We start from the raw sequence: 15,454 nt of genomic DNA on the forward strand, positions 1-15,454 counted from the left end.
CCAAATGGTGCATGGTCACGGCGACACCGGCTCGGTCGCCGATCTCCTCCCGAATGGCCGGCGAGCGACGGCACCACCGCTCGGCCTGCCCATACGCCCCCGCGACTGGGCGATACGTTGACCTCTAGCCTGTCAAAGGTGAACTGGTCCTCATATGGTGCTTTCCTCGCCTTTGCGACGGTGCTGGCGCTCATCCCCGGCCCCGACTTCGCCGTGGTCACGAAGAACACCCTGGCGGGCGGGCGGCGGCGCGGCGTCTGGTGCTCCGCAGGCGTGAGCCTCTCCGCCGCGCTGCAGGGCGGAGCGGCCGCCACCGGTCTCGGCATCCTGATCACGCAGGTTCAGCCCGTGTTCCAGGCGGTGAAGTGGGCGGGTGTGCTCTACCTGGTCTACCTGGGAGTGCAGACGCTGCGTTCGGCGGTGCGAGGGTACTACCGGCCGATCACCGGCGACGGCACCGCCGCCGCGGCCCGCGGCGGCTGGCGGGAGGGCTTCCTGTCGAACATCACCAATCCGAAGGTGCTGATGTTCTATCTGGCGGTGCTGCCGCAGTTCATCACGCCGGACGCGGGGCTGTTCGTGCTGCTGCTGTTCGCGCTGAGCCACGCCGTGCTGGCCCTCATCTGTCTCCTGGTCGTCGTCGCGATCCTGGACCGGGTGCGGGTGGTGCTCTCCCGGCATGCGGTACGGCGGGCGCTTGACGCCGTGATCGGCACGGCGTTGCTCGGTTTCGGCGCACGGCTGGCCACCGAAGGCACCTGATCGGGCCCGTACGGGGTCGTGCCTGCCCCGTGCCGAGCGAGCATCGGCAGCGAACGCCTTGCTTCTCGGCAGTGGGCCTTCGCCGGGAACGGCACCAGCCTGCTGGTCAAGAGCATCGGGCTCGGCACGTCACCGGCCGCGTGCGCGTGGTAACGCAGCTCCAGTACGTCCCGCACATGCTGCGGATCGTCCTGCGGCCACGTCCGCGCCCGCCAGCGCCAATACTCCGAGAAACCCCCCTGAACCGTAAATTCAGGGGGTTTCCGATGTCGTGCAATGTACCGGATCGTCCACGAAGAGCCCGACCTGAGCTGTCTGGAGCCCGGCCCGCGAGATGGCCGGCCTGCCGCCGACCCGCCCCGGTGAGCGCACTGCTGTAATCGCGTACTCGACGCACCCGTACGGCGTCGAGGCCGCCGTCCCGCCAGTACTCGGCAAGTTCATTCTCTTTGGATTACTGTTCCCATAAGGAATCACCATGACGGATCCCGCCGGTCGCCGAGACGCCCCGGCGGGACGAAGGCGCCGACGCCGCCGACGGCGGGGAACGCGCAGACGGTCAGCGCGCGAACATGGGAGGTCGCAGGTGAAAGCCCTGTCCATTGACTCGATATCGAGACGCTACGGCGACCGCCTGGCGCTCGATCGCATGTCCTTCACCGTCCCCGCCGGAAGATCTTCGGCTTCATCGGCAGCAACGGGGCCGGCAAGACCACTGTGACGGAGAAGGTGTACCGCAAGCAGATCCGCCCGGTCATCCTGGAGGGGGCAGAGGCCATGAACGCCGTCTTCTCGACGGGCGCCGACGAGCCTTGGTCACTCACCTAGTCACCCAGAAGATCAAAAAGGCTGCGGTGATCGCAAGTGGCCTTCGAGCTGGGTGGGCGATACTGGGATCGAACCAGTGACCTCTTCGGTGTGAACGAAGCGCTCTCCCGCTGAGCTAATCGCCCGGGATGGCCGGTGCCGTGTGGCGCCGACGGGAAAACCATACCGCACCTGAGGGTGTGGTCGCGAAGCGATTGGCGGGGTGGGTCGCGGGTGCGGGGCCTGTGGGGGGTGGGGTGGGGAGGGTGTGGGTGGGGGGAATCGCGACTCGGGGAGGAAAGGTTGGCCGGAGACCCACTGTGAGGGGCTCTGGTGGCATAGCATCGTCATGCTCCACACTCAACCGGAACGCATGGCCTGGACCACAGGACGAGGCACCTCAATGGGGAGGGCGGTAGGACACGCAAAAGCTGGGCAAACTTGGGGTGGTCTGTCCATGTTTGCGCAGGTAGTACCCTAAATGTCGCGCTGGGAGGCGCGTTACAGGAGGGGCCGGGAGCGGAATCCTTCCTGGAGGTTTCTTCGTTCTGATGTCATGGGCTCTGGACGAGGTCCGTTGGAGCAGAGCAAGCCCCTGTACGGGGGACCCGACGACGAAAAGGTTTGGCTGACGATGAACAGCACCACCGTCTCCGCCGAGCTGGTCCTTCGGCTTGTGGTCCCCGACCGTGCCACCGTGCCTCTGCTCGCGGGGTTGAGCTACACCGCGACCGACCCGTACGCGATCAGGATGGCCTTCCACGTGGGCAACGACGAGCCGGTTGAGTGGATCTTCGCGCGGGAGCTGCTGACGGTGGGCATCGTCCGGCGGGTGGGCGATGGGGACGTGCAGGTGTGGCCGGCGCGGTCCGACGGGGAGCGGACGCTGAACATCAGCCTGACCTCGCCGTTCGGGCAGGCGCTTTTCGAGGTGCCGCTGGCGCCGCTGACGGAGTTTTTGCACCGCACCTATGAGCTGGTGCCGGCGGGGCGGGAGACCGACTTCATGGATCTCGACGAGGAACTGTCGAACATGTTGTGGAGTTCCTGAGCGGCACGGCGGCCCGTGCTAGTCGGCGATCTTGGCCCGCAGGGCGCGCATGCGTGAGATTTCGATGCGCTGACCGTTTTGGATGTCTTGCGCCATTTTGAGCATTACGCGGTCCGCGCCGGAGCGTAGTTCCTCGGCCGACATGCGTACGGCGCCCTCGTGGTGGGTGATCATCAGGCGGAGGAAGAGGTCGTCGAACTCGGGTCCGCGTGCCGCGCGCAGCCGGTTGAGCTGGTCGGCGGTCGCCATGCCGTACGCCTGGGGGGACGCGGCGGCGTGGCCGCCGTGCCCGGTGGGCGCCTCGCGGCCGAGGGCGCGCAGCCACGACGACATCACTTTGATCTCGGGGCCCTGGCCGGCGGAGATCCGGGCGGCGAGGGCCTTGACCTCCTTGTCGGCGGCCCGCTCGGGGGCGAGGGCGGCCATCTCCAGGGCCTGGCGGTGGTGCGGGACCATCGCCTCGGCGAACAGGACGTCGGCGGCCGTGAGGCGCGCCTGGGCGGTTCCCAGCCGCTCCCCCGGGGTCGCCGTACGGCCTGCGTCCCCCGGGCCGCCGGGGACGATCACGGGCGCGTCGCCGCCCGCCACGCGCGGCCGCTCCCCCTCGGACGGATCCCCGGAGCACGCGCCCGCCACCGACAACACGGCAATCATCACGAAAAGCCCGCCCGCGACTCGCCAACCCGACATAGTTTCCATACTGGGGCACAATGCGAGACTCGATGGGGGCGATGTGAGAAGGTGGCGGACCGCCGCGGGCGCACTGCTGAGCGCGGGGATCTTGGTGCTGGCGGGATGCGCGAGCGGGACGCCCGAACCCTCGGCGGCGCCCGAGACCGGCGGCTCGGCGACGACGCCGGACTCCTCGGCCTCCGCCTCCGCCGGGCTCTCCGGCACGGCGCTCAAGCTGGATCAAATCGGGACCAGCCCCAACATGAGGCTCGTGGCGAACGTGCCGCTCGGCGCGCCCTTCGAACGGGGAGAGGACTGGGGGACGGACCTGGCCTTCCAGGGCGACTACGTCTTCACGGGCAACTACGAGGGCTTCACCGTCCATGACATCAGCGACCCGACCAAGCCGAAGATCGTCTCACGGGTGCACTGCCCCGGCGGGCAGAACGACATCTCGGTCACGGGCCACCTGCTGATCCTGTCGATCGACGAACCCCGCTCCGGCGACACCTGCGAGAGCGGGCGCGGCGACCCGCTCTCCGGCTGGGAGGGCCTGCGGATCTTCGACATCAGCGACAAGGCCAAGCCCAGGTACGTCAAGGCGATCCCCACGTCCTGCGGCTCGCACACCCACACGCTCGTGCCGGGCAAGGGGGACAACAAGGACAAGGTGTACGTCTACGTCTCCTCGTTCGGCCCGCTTCCGGGCGCGCCGAACTGCCAGCCGCCGCACGACAGCATCTCCATCGTCGAGGTGCCGCTCGACGCGCCGCAGGAGGCGAAGGTGGTGGCGCAGCCGGTGCTGTTCGCCGACGGCGGGCTCACCGAGAACGAGGTGGGCGAGGAGGGCGCCGACACCACCGGGTGCCACGACATCACCGTCTACCCGGAGAAGGACCTCGCGGCGGGGGCCTGCCTGGGCAACGGCATTCTGATGGACATCTCCGACCCGGTGCACCCCAGGGTGCTCCAGGAGGTCTCCGACACCGAGAACTTCTCCATCTGGCACTGGGCGATCTTCGACAACGACGCCGAGCGGGTCGTCTTCGGCGACGAGCTCGGCGGCGGGGTCGCGCCCACCTGCGACCGCGGCACCGGGCCCACCCGGGGCGCCGACGCCGTGTACGACATCACGCCCGACCGCAAGCTGCGGCGGCGCGGCTTCTTCAAGATCCCGCGGGAGCAGACGCAGTCGGAGAACTGCGTGGCGCACAACGGCTCGCTCATCCCGGTGCCTGGCAAGGACATCATGGTCCAGTCCTGGTACCTGGGCGGGGTGTCGGTGATCGACTTCTCCGATCCGGACCGGCCCAAGGAGATCGGCTACTTCGAGCGCGGCCCACTCGGCGAGGACGAGGGCGGCATCGGCGGCTCCTGGTCGGCCTACTACTACAACGGCTACATCTACTCCAGCGACATCACCAAGGGCCTGGACGTGATCCGCATCGACGACCCGCTGACCGACCCGGCCGCGAAGGTCACGATGAAGGAGCTCAACGCCCAGACCCAGACGTCGTACCCGGAGAGCTGATCACGGGTCGAGGTCGGCGGCGGCGCGCCCGGCGAACACCTCCATCGCCTCGGCGGTGATCGGCCCCGGTACGGCCGGCAGCTCCACCTTGGCCCCGCGCCCCGGATCGCCGGAGCCGTCGACCAGCCGGATCGGCTGCACGTCGCGGGTCGTCGAGGTCAGGAACGCCTCGTCGGCCTCGTACAGGGCCGACAGCGGCACGTCGGCCTCCTCGCCGCCGAACCACTCCAGCACGAGGGCGCGGGTCACCCCGGCCAGGCAGCCCGCCGACAGCGGCGGGGTGACCAGCCGCCCGCCGGTGACGACGAACACGTTGCTGCCGGTGCCCTCGCACAGGTCGCCGGCGACGTTCCCGAAGATCGCCTCGCCGCAGCCGCGCTCCTTCGCGTAGGCGAGCGCCCGGGCGTTCTCCCCGTACGAGGTGCTCTTGACCCCGGCGAGCACGCCGTGCTCGTTGCGCGGCCACGGCAGCACGGCGACGTCGGCGGTGGCGGGCAGCCGCGGCTGCTCGGCCACGATCACGATCGCGGTGCCGCCGCCCGGGCCGCGGTCGGAGCCGAGCGGGCCGGGGCCGCTGGTGTAGGTGATGCGTATGCGGCCGAGCTCCCACGGCGGGGCGGCGGCCAGGCAGGCGCGCACGCCCCCGGCGATGGCCGCCATGTCGGGCGGCGGCAGGTCCATGCGCTTGGCGGAGACGGCGAGCCGGTCCAGATGCCGGGTGAGCGCGAACGCCTCGCCCCGCACGCTCTTGATGGTCTCGAAGACCCCGTCTCCGACCAGCAGGCCGTGGTCGAACGCCGAGACCGTCGCCTCGGCCGGGTCAACGAGTTCCCCGTTGACCCAGATGGGAACCGTGCTCGTCACCTGTCGTCGCCTCCTCGCCGGCGCGGTCGCTTCGTCCGGCGCCTCGGCCGGGGACGCGGGGCGGCACCGGCTCCTTCCCGCTCCGCGTCGCGTTCCCAGGCTATTCCCGTACGGCAGGCGGCCCGGCCGACACGCCCGGGTCCGCGGCCGCCACGCGCTCGGGTCCGCCGTACGCGCGGGCCGTCTCGGTGAGCAGCCGCAGCAGGGTGCGGGCGGCCGGGAGCGGCGCGGCGGCGGGCAGGGCCGCGAACACGGTACGGCGGGGCGCCGACGCGCCGAGCGAGCACAACGCGACGTCGGGGCGGACCGCCGGGGCCATGATCCGCGGCACCAGGGTGACGCCCAGGCCCGCCGCGACGAACCCGAGCTTGCCCGTCCACTCCCCGATGCGGACGCCGACCCGTGGGGTGAACCCGGCCCGGCGGCAGGAGGTGACCAGCAGCGTCTCGCGGGCGGGCGGCGCGCCCTCGATCCAGTTGGCGTCGCGCAGCTCGGCGAGGTCGACGGCGGCGCGGCCGGCGAGCGGGTGGTCGGCGGGGAGCGCCACGAGCAGTTCGTCCTCGAGGATGGCCTGCAGCCGGGTCCCTTCGGGCGGTTCGAGGCCGAGGGGGTAGTCGCTTACGACGGCGATGTCGAGGTCGCCGTCGCGGAGCCGGGCCATCAGTTCCCGGCTCAGGCCCTCGGCGATGCCGACCTCGACGCCCGGGCAGGCCGCCCTGAACGCTCGTACCGTCGCGGGCAGCAGCGCGGCGGCGGCCGTGGCGAACGCGCCGACGCGCAGCGGCCCGGCCGTGCCCGCGTGCAGCGCGGTCAGTTCGGCGTGGGCGTGGGCGAGCCGGTCGAGCACCTCCCGGGCGTGCCGGTGCAGCAGCTCCCCGGCGGGCGTCAGCCGTACGCCCCGGGGCAGCCGTTCGAACAGCGGCCCGCCGGCGCGGTGCTCAAGCGACGCGATCCGGCGCGACACCGCCGACTGGGTGTAGCCGAGCTCGTCGGCCGCGGCGGTGAACGATCCGGTGCGGGCGACGGCGTCGAGAAGGCGAAGGGCGTCGGTCTCGTACACATTCCTCCCGGGCATGCCGAGCATACGAACAATTCATTGGTGGAATGGCTTCGGGGTTTTTAGCGTAATCGCATGATTGCTTTCCTCGGACTTGGACGTATGGGCGCGCCGATGGCCCGGCGGCTGGTCGCGGCCGGGCACAGGACGACCGTGTGGAACCGGACGCCGCGCACGATCGACGGCGCGGTCACCGCCCCCTCCCCCGCCGCCGCGGTCGCCGACGCCGATCTTGTGATCACGATGCTGCGCGACGGCGACGCGGTGGCGTCGGTGCTCGCCGAGGCGCTGCCGGGGCTGCGCCCGGGCACGACCGTGGTGGAGATGTCGACGATCGGCCCCGACGCGGTGGCGCGGCTGCGCGCCCTGCTTCCCGCGGAGGTGCGCTTGGTGGACGCCCCGGTGCTGGGCAGCGTGGGACCCGCCGCCGAGGGCACGCTCACGGTCCTGGCCGGAGGCGACCTGTCCGACCTGTCCGGCTGCCGCGAGGTGCTGGAGGTCTTCGGCCGGGTACGGCACGCGGGCCCGCTTGGCGCCGGCGCCGCGCTGAAGCTCGCCGTGATGAGCGCCCTGGTGCCCGCGCAGGTGCTCCTCGCCGAGACGTTCGCGTACGCGGACGCGGCCGGCGTACCCCGGGACGCCCTCGCCGAGGTGCTCGACGGCACCTTCCTCGGCCCCCTCGCCGCACGCCTGCGGCAGGCCGCCGAATCCGCCCCCACCAGGGCCGGGTACGCCCTCGACCTCGCCGCCAAGGACCTCGGCCTGGCCGCCCACCCGTCCCTCACCCTCGCCGCCGCCGCCCGCGACCGCCTGCTCGCCGCGACCACCGCCGGCCACGGCGACCACGACCTGACCGCCGCCCTCGCCTCCGGCGCCCTGCCCTCCCCCACCCGCGTACTCGCCACCGAGACCGCGTCGGGCGACGCCGCGCCCGCCCCCGCGTCCAGCGCGCCGAGTTCCGCGACCGCCTCAGACGACACTCGTCACGCGGTGCGTATCAACCCGCCGTCGATCCCCGCCCCCGCCGGGCACTACGCGCACGCCATCCGCACCGGCGACCTGCTGTTCGTGTCCGGCCAGGCGGCGCTGGACGAGAATGGCAAGGTCGTCGGCGAGGGCGACCTGGCCGCCCAGTCGGAGTTCGTCTTCGACTGCCTCGAACGCATCCTGGCCGACCAGGGCTGCACGTTCCACGACGTGGTGAACATGCGCAGCTACCTCACCGACATCTCCCGCCTGCGGGAGTACGGGGCCGTACGCATGCGGCGCATGACCGGCGAGCCCCCGACGAGCACCACGGTGGAGGTGCCCCGCCTGTTCCGCCCCGGCCTGCTCATCGAGGTGGACGTGGTGGCGGCCATCCCCAGGTGACACCCGGTCCCGGCGCCCCGTCACCCTCTGCGGGGCGCCGGGAGAGCCGAGGCGGTCGGCCGTAGTCAGCGCAGGGGGCCCGCGGCGGATTCGGCGGCGCGGATCAGGGTGCCGTCGGCGACCAGGCGTACGGTGGCCTCGATCTCGGGGGCGAGGTGGCGGTCGGGGCCTGGGCCGGGGACGGAGTCGCGGAGGGCGGTTACGACGGCGGCGGTGCCCGGGGCGGGGCGGAGCGGGCGGCGCAGGTCGAGGGCTCGGGCGGCGGTGAGGATCTCGATGGCGAGTACGCGGGTGAGGCCGTCGAGGGAGCGGCGGAGTTTGCGGGCGGCGGACCAGCCCATGGAGACGTGGTCCTCCTGCATGGCCGAGCTGGGGATCGAGTCGGCGGAGGCCGGTACGGCGAGGCGTTTCAGCTCGGAGACGATGGCCGCCTGGGTGTATTGGGCGATCATGTGGCCGGAGTCGACGCCCGGGTCGTCGGCGAGGAACGCGGGCAGGCCGTGGGAGCGGGCGACGTCGAGCATGCGGTCGGTGCGGCGTTCGGACATCGAGGCGAGGTCGGCGGCGGCGATGGCGAGGAAGTCCAGCACGTAGCCGACGGGGGCGCCGTGGAAGTTGCCGTTGGACTCCACTCGGCCGTCGGCGAGGACGACGGGGTTGTCGATGGCGGAGGCGAGCTCGCGGGCGGCGACGGCGCGGGCGTGGTCGAGGGTGTCGCGGGCGGCCCCGGCGACCTGGGGGGCGCAGCGCAGCGAGTAGGCGTCCTGGACGCGGGTGCACGATCCGTCGCGGTGCGAGGCCATGATCTCTGAGTCGGCGAGGAGGGCGCGCAGGTTCGCGGCGGAGGCGGCCTGGCCCGGGTGGGGGCGCAGTGCCTGCAGGTCGGCGGCGAAGACGCGGTCGGTGCCGAGCAGCGCCTCCACGCTCATCGCGGCGGCGATGTCGGCGGTGGTCAGCAGGCGTTCCAGGTCGTGGGCGGCGAGCAGCAGCATGCCGAGCATGCCGTCGGTGCCGTTGATCAGCGCCAGCCCCTCCTTGGCGGCGAGTTCGACCGGCTCGATTCCGGCCTGTTTGAGGGCCTCGGCGGCGTCGCGGGTCGCGCCGGTGGCGTCGCGTACCCGGCCCTCCCCCATGATCGTCAGGGCGACGTGGGCGAGCGGGGCGAGGTCGCCCGAGCAGCCGAGGCTGCCGTACTCGTGCACGATCGGCGTCAGGTGCGCGTTGAGCAGGGCCGCCAGCGTGGCGGCGATCCGGGGGCGGGCGCCGGTGTGGCCGGTGGCGAGGGTGCGCAGGCGCAGCAGCGTCATCGCGCGCACCACCTCGGTCTCGACCTCGGGGCCGGAGCCGGCCGCGTGGGAGCGGACCAGCGAGCGTTGCAGCCTGGCGCGCAGCTCGGTGGGGATGTGGCGGGTGGCGAGGGCGCCGAAACCGGTGGAGACGCCGTAGGCGGGGAGTTCGCCTTCGGCCAGTTCCTCCACGCGGGAGCGGGACGCGGCCATTTCGGCGACGGCGTCTTCGGTGAGGCGTACGGGCGCGCCGTACCGGGCGACCCTGACGACGTCCTCGGGGGTGAGCGGCGCGGGACCGACGTCCACGACCTCGTTGTCGTGCACCTCGTTGTCGTGCATGGAAGAGCTCCCCTACCACGTTCTGCGGGCGGTTACCCGAGGCGTGCCCCACGGGCACACCCCAATCCGTAATGTCCGTAAACCATGCTAGCCCCTTACATCTCGATGGGGTGTGACTCCCGGATGGAGCGCGTGGAGACCGTCCCTCGCACGCTCGGTTCCCGCAGACGCGGCTGTGACAAAGCCTTCGTCCGATGCGGCGGTCACGACCGGGGCCGGGCCCGATCCGGTCGAACCGGGGTGAACCGGCACCGGGTGGTCGTGCCCGTTCCGGCGGGATCAGCGGGTACGGCGGGCTCCGGTTTGGGGAGTCGCCGGGAATTCGCTAGAGTTCACGGTGTGAGGCCGGGAGCCGCAAGACTCCAGGCCGAAGCACGCGGACGTGGCTCAGTTGGTAGAGCATCACCTTGCCAAGGTGAGGGTCGCGGGTTCGAATCCCGTCGTCCGCTCGGATAGCGGTGAGGCCGCGCCCGGTGGAGTGGCCGAGAGGCGAGGCAGCGGCCTGCAAAGCCGCGTACACGGGTTCAAATCCCGTCTCCACCTCCAGCATCCGCGCGAGGGCGATTAGCTCAGTGGGAGAGCGCTACCTTGACACGGTAGAGGTCACTGGTTCAATCCCAGTATCGCCCACCACCAACGGCCTGGGGATCCTCCAAGTCCAGATCGTTGACCATGGAAACGGGGGCAAATCGGGAGCAGAGTGCTCCCGGAAGATCGCTGTCCGACCCCTTGTACAGGTAGAGGTCACGTGCGGATCCCGCACGTGATCCGGCCCCGGTGGCGGCCGATCACTCCTGCGGTAGGAGGGTGCCGAGTGGGCCGAGGTCGATGTTGAGGTCCTCGGGGGACAGGTCGAAGCGTTCGCATAGCTCGGTCATGGCCTCCTCGAGGCGCATCAGGGTCAGGCCCAGGTTTTCGATCTGCTCGTCGGACAGGTCGCCCTGTTCCATTCGCCGTACGGCCTGGCGTTCCATGAGCTGGCGCAGCAGTTCCACCAGGGTGAGTACCAGCCGCGAGAGGTCGCGTTGGACCGCCTCTGGGTCGGTCTCGATGCGGATCCGGGGCGGGCGCGGCTGGAGGTTACCGTCGTTCGCCGTGGTCATCCGGCCACTCCGGGTTCCGTACCGACATGATCAACGCGCGTAGGGAGACGCGGACGAGGTCGATGTCCGCGACCGAGATGACGAGGTCGCCGCTGAGTACGACGCCACCGGCGAGGAGCCGGTCGAGCAGGTCCACCAGCGCCAGCCGCTCGGCGATCGGCCGTTCCCTCGCGTACGGCTCGGCGCGGGCGTATTCCTGGATCGTCATGGTTCTTCCCCTTTGCCCGGCTCGTCGTCCAGTTCGGCGAACGAGTAGGGGGCCCACGGTCCGGTGAGTTCGACCGCGTCGCCTCCGGCCCGCAACTCGTCCACGACGCGTCGGAACTCCTCGCCTCGGTCCTCCTCGACGAGATAGGCGCCGTTGAGGATCATCGGGTCTCTGCGTCCCGACAACCGTGGATCCTGCGGGCGGTGCAGCCGGGCGGCGGTCGCGACGGCGGCGAGGCTCTCGTGTGCCCGTTCCGCGCGGGCGCTCGCCTGACGCCATAGCTCCTCGCGGCTGCGTAGGCCCGCCTGACGCCTTTTGAGGTACGCGGCTCCGGGACCGCCTGCTCCGGATGCCGCGCCCGGCTTCGGGGCTCGTTCCGCCAGCGAGGCGTACACCTTCACGCCCCACTCGCGCCGTCCGGCGATGCGGGAGAGCGCCTGGTTGAAGCCGTCGCGTCGCCGCTCCAGCAGGGCGCGGACCTGCTCGTCGCCGCCGTATACCGTGACGAGGCGCACCGGGACCGTGGGACCGCTCGCGGCGACCGCCTCCACGACGCGGTGGTGCGCCCTGGCGGTGTCGTCCAGCCAGTCCAGGTCCTCCATCGACCGCCGCAGCGGCTCCTCGCCGAACCGGTCCAGCGGCACGGTGCTCACGTACGCGGCCAGGCCGCGATGGCCGATTCGGCGCACTGGTGTGCCCGCCACGCCGGTCAGGCCGTCGGACGGGACGGGGCCGGCGTCGCGCGCGACCGCGTAGAGGTAGGTGCCCGCCGCACTCATCATGCCGCCTCACCCGTCATGCCAACTCCCGATCTCGGGAGGCCGCCGGACAGGGCGGATCCGGTGTCGCGCGAATGCGTAGAGGTAGGTGCCCGCCTCACCCGTCATGTCGCCTCACCCGTCATGTCGTCTCTCGGTCTCGGGACGTCGCCGGGCGGGCTCCGACTCGTCGTCGTACGCCTCCGCCGGTTCGGGCTCCGCCGTCGCCCGTATGGCGCGGCCACGCGGTGGAGCGTCCTCCAGTTCGGCGAGGCGGCGGCGCAGGCGGCGGTTTTCCGCCTCCAGGTGCTCGTTGCGGCCGGTCAGCCACGGGTCGTGTTCCCACCAGTCGATGCCCATCTCCTTGGCGGTGTCGACCGAGGCGACGATCAGCCGCAGTTTGATCGTCAGGAGTTCGATGTCGAGGAGGTTGACTCGGATGTCGCCCGCGATCACCACGCCGCGGTCGAGCACCCGTTCCAGGATGTCGGCCAGGTTGGCCGGTTCGCGCTGGCCGGCCGCCCCCCTTGGGGACGCGTGGACGGCGGGCCCTGCGGGTCTCAGGGGTTCCATCGTCGCGTCACCTCATCCCGTGTCGCCGCTGCCGCGCCGGTAGCGGCGCAGCCGCCGGTAGGAGAGCAGGCCGCCATCCGCGTCCAGTTCGGCCTCGTAGAGCGCCAGGACGTCGCCCGAGGACGGGATTCGGCGGTCTTCCACCACCTCCACGTGCACCAGCCATCCGTCGTCCTGCGGCTTCACCAGCGTGATGCCCTCCAGCTCACGGCCGGTCAGTTCCGTGATGTGCCGCAGGCCGGCCGTGCCTGCGGCGCCCGCGGTCAGGCTGCGCGAGGCGCGTGCCCGCCCGGCGTTCTCCTGGGTCATGTCGTCCTCCCCGGGGGCGGCGCGGGCGTGGCGGGGCCGCTGGTCATGCGCGCCAGTACGTCCTCCGTGGCGCGTGCCGCCTCCTGTTCCGAGACGCGGCCCGCGTCTCTGGCCTCCTCGATCGCCTCAAGCTCGCGCCGCAGGGCCGCCGGGTCGTACAGCTCGCGCTCGACCTGCTCCTGGATCAGCTCGCCGAGCCTGACGACGCCGCGGACCGGGGCCAGCGGCCAGGTGAACAGGATGCTGAACAGTCCCATCAGCCCTCACCGGCTCCCGGGCCCAGGACGAAGTCGTACGACGCCATCGGCCCGAGCAGGCGCAGGCGTACGCGGTCCGTCCAGTGCTCGGCGAAACCGTCGAGGATTTCCTCCAGTTCGCCGGTCCGCGCGGCGTCCACCAGGACGGCCAGGTGGGCGGCGTCCTGGTCGTGGGTCGGCTCGCGAGGCGAGATGAGCACGCACACCGGGGCGAGGGCGGCCGCGAGCGCCTGCGTGTCGGCCTCGCGCCTGGCCTCGATCGCACGGCCCACGATCTCGCCGATCTGGATGCGCGTTTGCCGGGTGACCGCTTCGGGTCGGCCCTCAATCTGTTCCCGGAGTTCGGCGATCTCGGGGTGCTCGTCCAGCACCTCCCGGAGCACCGCCTGCTCGACGTAGCGGCCCTTGACCACGTACTGGACCCTGCCCTCCAGTTCGCCGAGCGCGCGGGCGAACTCGTCGTGGTGGGCGGCCAGCAGGTCGCTCACCGCCTCCGGGCCGGTGAGCACCGCGCCGAAGCGGATCGGGAGCACCGGCACCTCGGCGGCGGTCGCGTCGAGCAGTCGCTCGTGTGCCAGCAGGTCCTCGGGCCTGCCGAGTGGTCGTACGAGGTGCAGGTCGCTGACGAGTGCGGCGACGTCACCGTGCCGGATCAGCGTCACGACGCCGGGCTCGCCCACGCCGTGTGTGTTCTCGGCCACCTCCACGTCCGACGGCACGATGCCGTACAGGTAGATGTTGTCGTGAGGGGTCTGGGGGCTCTGGGGCGACTCCCCGGCCGGCGTCCGCCGCTCCTCGATGGTCTTTGGGGTGGACATGTCAGCCTTCCCCTTTCCGCCCGGCCGGGGCCTCCTGGGATTCCCCTGAGCCGCCGGTTACGTCGCCCAGCTTGTCCGCGGCGGCCTGCAGCGCCCCTTGGACGGCGCCCTTGCCTGCCACCGCGCCCTTGCCCATATCGCCCTTGCCCACATCGCCCTTGCTCACTTCGCCCACCAGATCGGGCAGGCTCGTGCCGCTGCTCTCCGTCAGGTCCAGGCGGTTCACGGCCTCGGCGAAGCGCAGGTACGTGTCCACGCTGGCCACCACGACGCGTGCGTTGACGGTCAGCAGTTCGATGCCGACGAGGGAAACGCTCGCGTAGGCGTCGATTACCAGGCCCTTGTCCAGAATGCTGTCGATTACATCCGCCAGTCCCGTCGCGGACCGGCGCTCGGCAGCGCCGCCGGTCCCCACCGGCTGCACGCTCATGTGGTCATTCCTCTGCTCGTTCCTCGCTCACACCGCCGGGCGCTCACTTGCCGCCCTTCGTCGCCGTACGGCGGACGGGCCGGTACGGCTCCTCCTCCGCCTCCTCGGCGGTCCGCCGCTCGCCTTCGTCCTCGCTCGTCGGCCGGTCGGCCTGGTCCCGCGCCTTCTCCCCGGCGGGTGCCTTCTCTTCCTCCTGTTCCTCCTGCTCGCTCTCGCCGGCCTCCTCCGGCGCCTGCTTCCGTGCCCGCGCGGGCTCCTCCTCGCCGCCCTCGGCGGGCTCCTCCCGCTCTTCGGGCCCCTCTCCGGCCCGCTCTTCGGCGAGGCCCTTCTCGTGATCGGCGACGACCTTGCCGTCGCGGATCTCGCCGCGCCAGCCGTCCTTGGCCACCTCGTCGGGATTCACCATCACCTGGGTCATGACGTGCCGCGCGAAGTGCTTGAACTCCAGCCGTGCCCGGCGGCCCTGGGCGCGCCAGAGGTTGCCGGTCCGCTCGAAGAACCCCTGCGGGTGGTACTCCAGGACGAGCATGACGCGGGTGAGTTCGGGGGTGAGGGCGTGGAAGCTCACCGAGCCGTCGACGTGGCCCTTGTCCCCCTCGGAGCGCCAGATGATCCGCTCGTCGGGCACCTGTCTGAGGATCGTCGACCGCCACGTACGGTGGGACCAGAAGACCTGGGCCTTCCAGGCCAGCTTCTCGTCCGACTCCTGATTGACGTTCTCGACCTTCTTCATGAACGTCGGGAACTGCTGGAACTGCGTCCATTGGTTGTAGACCACGCGGCGCGGCGCGCCGACGTCCACGGTCTCGACGATGTTGGTGACCTTGAGTTTCTTGCCGCTCGAACCGTCGCCGCCCTTGCCGAACTTGCCGAAGAGGCCCTTGATCGCCCCCTTGAGGCCGCCCTTCAGGCCGCCTTTGATGCCCCCTTTCGCCGCCCCCGCGACGGTCGCCTTGACGACCGAGTCGCCCGAGCCGGTGACCGCCTTGACGAGGCTCGAACCGCCGCCGCCCGCGTAGTCGCCGAGGCGCCCGGTCAGGCCCTCGACCTTGCCGGTGACCGTGGTCAGCGCCCGCTCCGCCGTGGCCACGGCGAGGTCCTGAAGGGCGCCGGTGAGCCGGTCGACCGGCAACTCCTTCAGGATGCCTTCCGCCGGCGTTCCCTCTGTCGCCTGCCGTCCTTGTTCGGCGACCTTGCCCGCGTCGTCCATGAGCTGCCCCCCACTCCCGGTGCCCGTCCACCTGCGGCGCCACCC

At 71.3% G+C, this 15,454-nt stretch carries 16 protein-coding genes, 4 tRNA genes and 1 pseudogene; 7 read left to right on the forward strand and 14 right to left on the reverse strand.

Features of this window, described 5'->3' with window-relative positions:
• The first annotated feature begins 138 nt into the window (after nt 1–138).
• Nucleotides 139–762: a LysE family translocator gene (locus AB0K60_RS13795; protein WP_364053042.1), complete on the forward strand. Its 624-nt coding sequence runs from the start codon at nt 139–141 to the stop codon at nt 760–762.
• A gap of 881 nt (nt 763–1,643) precedes the next feature.
• Here the strand turns inward: AB0K60_RS13795 and AB0K60_RS13800 are convergent.
• Nucleotides 1,644–1,715, reverse strand: a tRNA-Val gene (locus AB0K60_RS13800).
• A gap of 488 nt (nt 1,716–2,203) precedes the next feature.
• Here AB0K60_RS13800 and AB0K60_RS13805 point away from each other — a divergent pair.
• Entirely contained in the window at nt 2,204–2,620 is a 417-nt protein-coding gene (locus AB0K60_RS13805) for an SsgA family sporulation/cell division regulator (RefSeq protein ID WP_364053045.1), read from the forward strand.
• Nucleotides 2,621–2,638: 18 nt separating this feature from the next.
• Here AB0K60_RS13805 and AB0K60_RS13810 read toward each other — a convergent pair whose 3' ends face one another.
• A complete protein-coding gene (locus AB0K60_RS13810; RefSeq protein WP_364053048.1) occupies nt 2,639–3,274 on the reverse strand; it encodes a DUF305 domain-containing protein in 636 nt (211 codons plus the stop codon).
• Nucleotides 3,275–3,353: 79 nt separating this feature from the next.
• Between AB0K60_RS13810 and AB0K60_RS13815 the strand changes: the two genes are divergently transcribed.
• On the forward strand, nt 3,354–4,823 hold the full coding sequence (locus AB0K60_RS13815) for a hypothetical protein (protein WP_364053051.1): 1,470 nt from the start codon (nt 3,354–3,356) through the stop codon (nt 4,821–4,823).
• Here AB0K60_RS13815 and AB0K60_RS13820 read toward each other — a convergent pair whose 3' ends face one another.
• Both AB0K60_RS13820 and AB0K60_RS13825 read right to left on the reverse strand, forming a co-directional pair.
• Nucleotides 4,824–5,687, reverse strand: coding sequence for an aminotransferase class IV (locus AB0K60_RS13820; RefSeq protein WP_364053054.1), 864 nt, complete (start codon nt 5,685–5,687; stop codon nt 4,824–4,826). It abuts the gene before it with no gap.
• A 100-nt stretch (nt 5,688–5,787) separates the two neighbouring features.
• The gene (locus AB0K60_RS13825; RefSeq protein WP_364053057.1) at nt 5,788–6,762 is read right to left on the reverse strand and encodes a LysR family transcriptional regulator; all 975 of its coding nucleotides are present in this window, start codon (nt 6,760–6,762) and stop codon (nt 5,788–5,790) included.
• A gap of 57 nt (nt 6,763–6,819) precedes the next feature.
• Here AB0K60_RS13825 and AB0K60_RS13830 point away from each other — a divergent pair, with 57 nt between their 5' ends.
• Nucleotides 6,820–8,115, forward strand: a complete 1,296-nt coding sequence (locus AB0K60_RS13830; RefSeq protein ID WP_364053060.1) for an NAD(P)-binding domain-containing protein — start codon at nt 6,820–6,822, stop codon at nt 8,113–8,115.
• 65 nt (nt 8,116–8,180) lie between these two features.
• On the opposite strand, the gene hutH is transcribed toward AB0K60_RS13830, so the two are convergent.
• On the reverse strand, nt 8,181–9,743 hold the full coding sequence (gene hutH / locus AB0K60_RS13835; protein WP_364053063.1) for a histidine ammonia-lyase: 1,563 nt from the start codon (nt 9,741–9,743) through the stop codon (nt 8,181–8,183).
• 376 nt (nt 9,744–10,119) lie between these two features.
• Between hutH and AB0K60_RS13840 the strand changes: the two genes are divergently transcribed.
• From AB0K60_RS13840 to AB0K60_RS13850, 3 genes are all read left to right on the forward strand, one after another.
• Nucleotides 10,120–10,192, forward strand: a tRNA-Gly gene (locus tag AB0K60_RS13840).
• A 23-nt stretch (nt 10,193–10,215) separates the two neighbouring features.
• Nucleotides 10,216–10,289: transfer RNA gene (locus AB0K60_RS13845), tRNA-Cys, on the forward strand.
• 12 nt (nt 10,290–10,301) lie between these two features.
• Nucleotides 10,302–10,376, forward strand: a tRNA-Val gene (locus AB0K60_RS13850).
• Nucleotides 10,377–10,531: 155 nt separating this feature from the next.
• Here the strand turns inward: AB0K60_RS13850 and AB0K60_RS13855 are convergent.
• The 9 genes and pseudogenes from AB0K60_RS13855 to AB0K60_RS13895 all read right to left on the reverse strand — a co-directional run bounded on the left by AB0K60_RS13855 (nt 10,532) and on the right by AB0K60_RS13895 (nt 15,409).
• Nucleotides 10,532–10,846 (reverse strand): gas vesicle protein K, encoded by a 315-nt coding sequence (locus tag AB0K60_RS13855; RefSeq protein WP_364053066.1) that lies wholly within the window; start codon nt 10,844–10,846, stop codon nt 10,532–10,534.
• On the reverse strand, nt 10,824–11,054 hold the full coding sequence (locus AB0K60_RS13860) for a gas vesicle protein (protein WP_364053069.1): 231 nt from the start codon (nt 11,052–11,054) through the stop codon (nt 10,824–10,826). The genes AB0K60_RS13855 and AB0K60_RS13860 overlap by 23 nt, the downstream gene beginning before the upstream one ends.
• The gene (locus AB0K60_RS13865) at nt 11,051–11,836 is read right to left on the reverse strand and encodes a GvpL/GvpF family gas vesicle protein (protein WP_364053072.1); all 786 of its coding nucleotides are present in this window, start codon (nt 11,834–11,836) and stop codon (nt 11,051–11,053) included. The genes AB0K60_RS13860 and AB0K60_RS13865 overlap by 4 nt, the downstream gene beginning before the upstream one ends.
• 111 nt (nt 11,837–11,947) lie before the next feature.
• Nucleotides 11,948–12,385 (reverse strand): gas vesicle protein, encoded by a 438-nt coding sequence (locus AB0K60_RS13870; RefSeq protein ID WP_364053074.1) that lies wholly within the window; start codon nt 12,383–12,385, stop codon nt 11,948–11,950.
• 12 nt (nt 12,386–12,397) lie between these two features.
• A complete protein-coding gene (gene gvpO / locus AB0K60_RS13875) occupies nt 12,398–12,694 on the reverse strand; it encodes a gas vesicle protein GvpO (RefSeq protein WP_364053077.1) in 297 nt (98 codons plus the stop codon).
• On the reverse strand, nt 12,691–12,951 hold the full coding sequence (locus tag AB0K60_RS13880; RefSeq protein WP_364053080.1) for a gas vesicle protein GvpG: 261 nt from the start codon (nt 12,949–12,951) through the stop codon (nt 12,691–12,693). Before AB0K60_RS13880 ends, gvpO begins: the two co-directional genes overlap by 4 nt.
• The gene (locus AB0K60_RS13885; RefSeq protein ID WP_364053083.1) at nt 12,951–13,769 is read right to left on the reverse strand and encodes a GvpL/GvpF family gas vesicle protein; all 819 of its coding nucleotides are present in this window, start codon (nt 13,767–13,769) and stop codon (nt 12,951–12,953) included. Before AB0K60_RS13885 ends, AB0K60_RS13880 begins: the two co-directional genes overlap by 1 nt.
• A gap of 223 nt (nt 13,770–13,992) precedes the next feature.
• Nucleotides 13,993–14,199 (reverse strand): annotated as a pseudogene (gene gvpJ, locus AB0K60_RS13890) (gas vesicle protein GvpJ); the annotation flags it as partial.
• A 43-nt stretch (nt 14,200–14,242) separates the two neighbouring features.
• The gene (locus AB0K60_RS13895) at nt 14,243–15,409 is read right to left on the reverse strand and encodes an SRPBCC family protein (protein WP_364053086.1); all 1,167 of its coding nucleotides are present in this window, start codon (nt 15,407–15,409) and stop codon (nt 14,243–14,245) included.
• Between the last annotated feature and the right edge of the window lie 45 nt (nt 15,410–15,454).

Source organism: Thermopolyspora sp. NPDC052614, from assembly GCF_040678635.1.
Lineage (GTDB): Bacteria > Actinomycetota > Actinomycetes > Streptosporangiales > Streptosporangiaceae > Thermopolyspora.

What these genes read in the sequence shown, in the direction of transcription:
- AB0K60_RS13855 (WP_364053066.1), bottom strand. Translation starts at nt 10,846, where the DNA reads ATGACCACGGCGAACGACGGTAACCTCCAGCCGCGCCCGCCCCGGATC.
- AB0K60_RS13825 (WP_364053057.1), bottom strand. Translation starts at nt 6,762, where the DNA reads ATGCCCGGGAGGAATGTGTACGAGACCGACGCCCTTCGCCTTCTCGAC.
- AB0K60_RS13860 (WP_364053069.1), bottom strand. Translation starts at nt 11,054, where the DNA reads ATGACGATCCAGGAATACGCCCGCGCCGAGCCGTACGCGAGGGAACGG.
- AB0K60_RS13895 (WP_364053086.1), bottom strand. Translation starts at nt 15,409, where the DNA reads ATGGACGACGCGGGCAAGGTCGCCGAACAAGGACGGCAGGCGACAGAG.
- gvpO (WP_364053077.1), bottom strand. Translation starts at nt 12,694, where the DNA reads ATGACCCAGGAGAACGCCGGGCGGGCACGCGCCTCGCGCAGCCTGACC.
- hutH (WP_364053063.1), bottom strand. Translation starts at nt 9,743, where the DNA reads ATGCACGACAACGAGGTGCACGACAACGAGGTCGTGGACGTCGGTCCC.
- AB0K60_RS13830 (WP_364053060.1), top strand. Translation starts at nt 6,820, where the DNA reads ATGATTGCTTTCCTCGGACTTGGACGTATGGGCGCGCCGATGGCCCGG.
- AB0K60_RS13865 (WP_364053072.1), bottom strand. Translation starts at nt 11,836, where the DNA reads ATGATGAGTGCGGCGGGCACCTACCTCTACGCGGTCGCGCGCGACGCC.
- AB0K60_RS13880 (WP_364053080.1), bottom strand. Translation starts at nt 12,951, where the DNA reads ATGGGACTGTTCAGCATCCTGTTCACCTGGCCGCTGGCCCCGGTCCGC.
- AB0K60_RS13805 (WP_364053045.1), top strand. Translation starts at nt 2,204, where the DNA reads ATGAACAGCACCACCGTCTCCGCCGAGCTGGTCCTTCGGCTTGTGGTC.
- AB0K60_RS13870 (WP_364053074.1), bottom strand. Translation starts at nt 12,385, where the DNA reads ATGGAACCCCTGAGACCCGCAGGGCCCGCCGTCCACGCGTCCCCAAGG.
- AB0K60_RS13810 (WP_364053048.1), bottom strand. Translation starts at nt 3,274, where the DNA reads ATGATTGCCGTGTTGTCGGTGGCGGGCGCGTGCTCCGGGGATCCGTCC.
- AB0K60_RS13885 (WP_364053083.1), bottom strand. Translation starts at nt 13,769, where the DNA reads ATGTCCACCCCAAAGACCATCGAGGAGCGGCGGACGCCGGCCGGGGAG.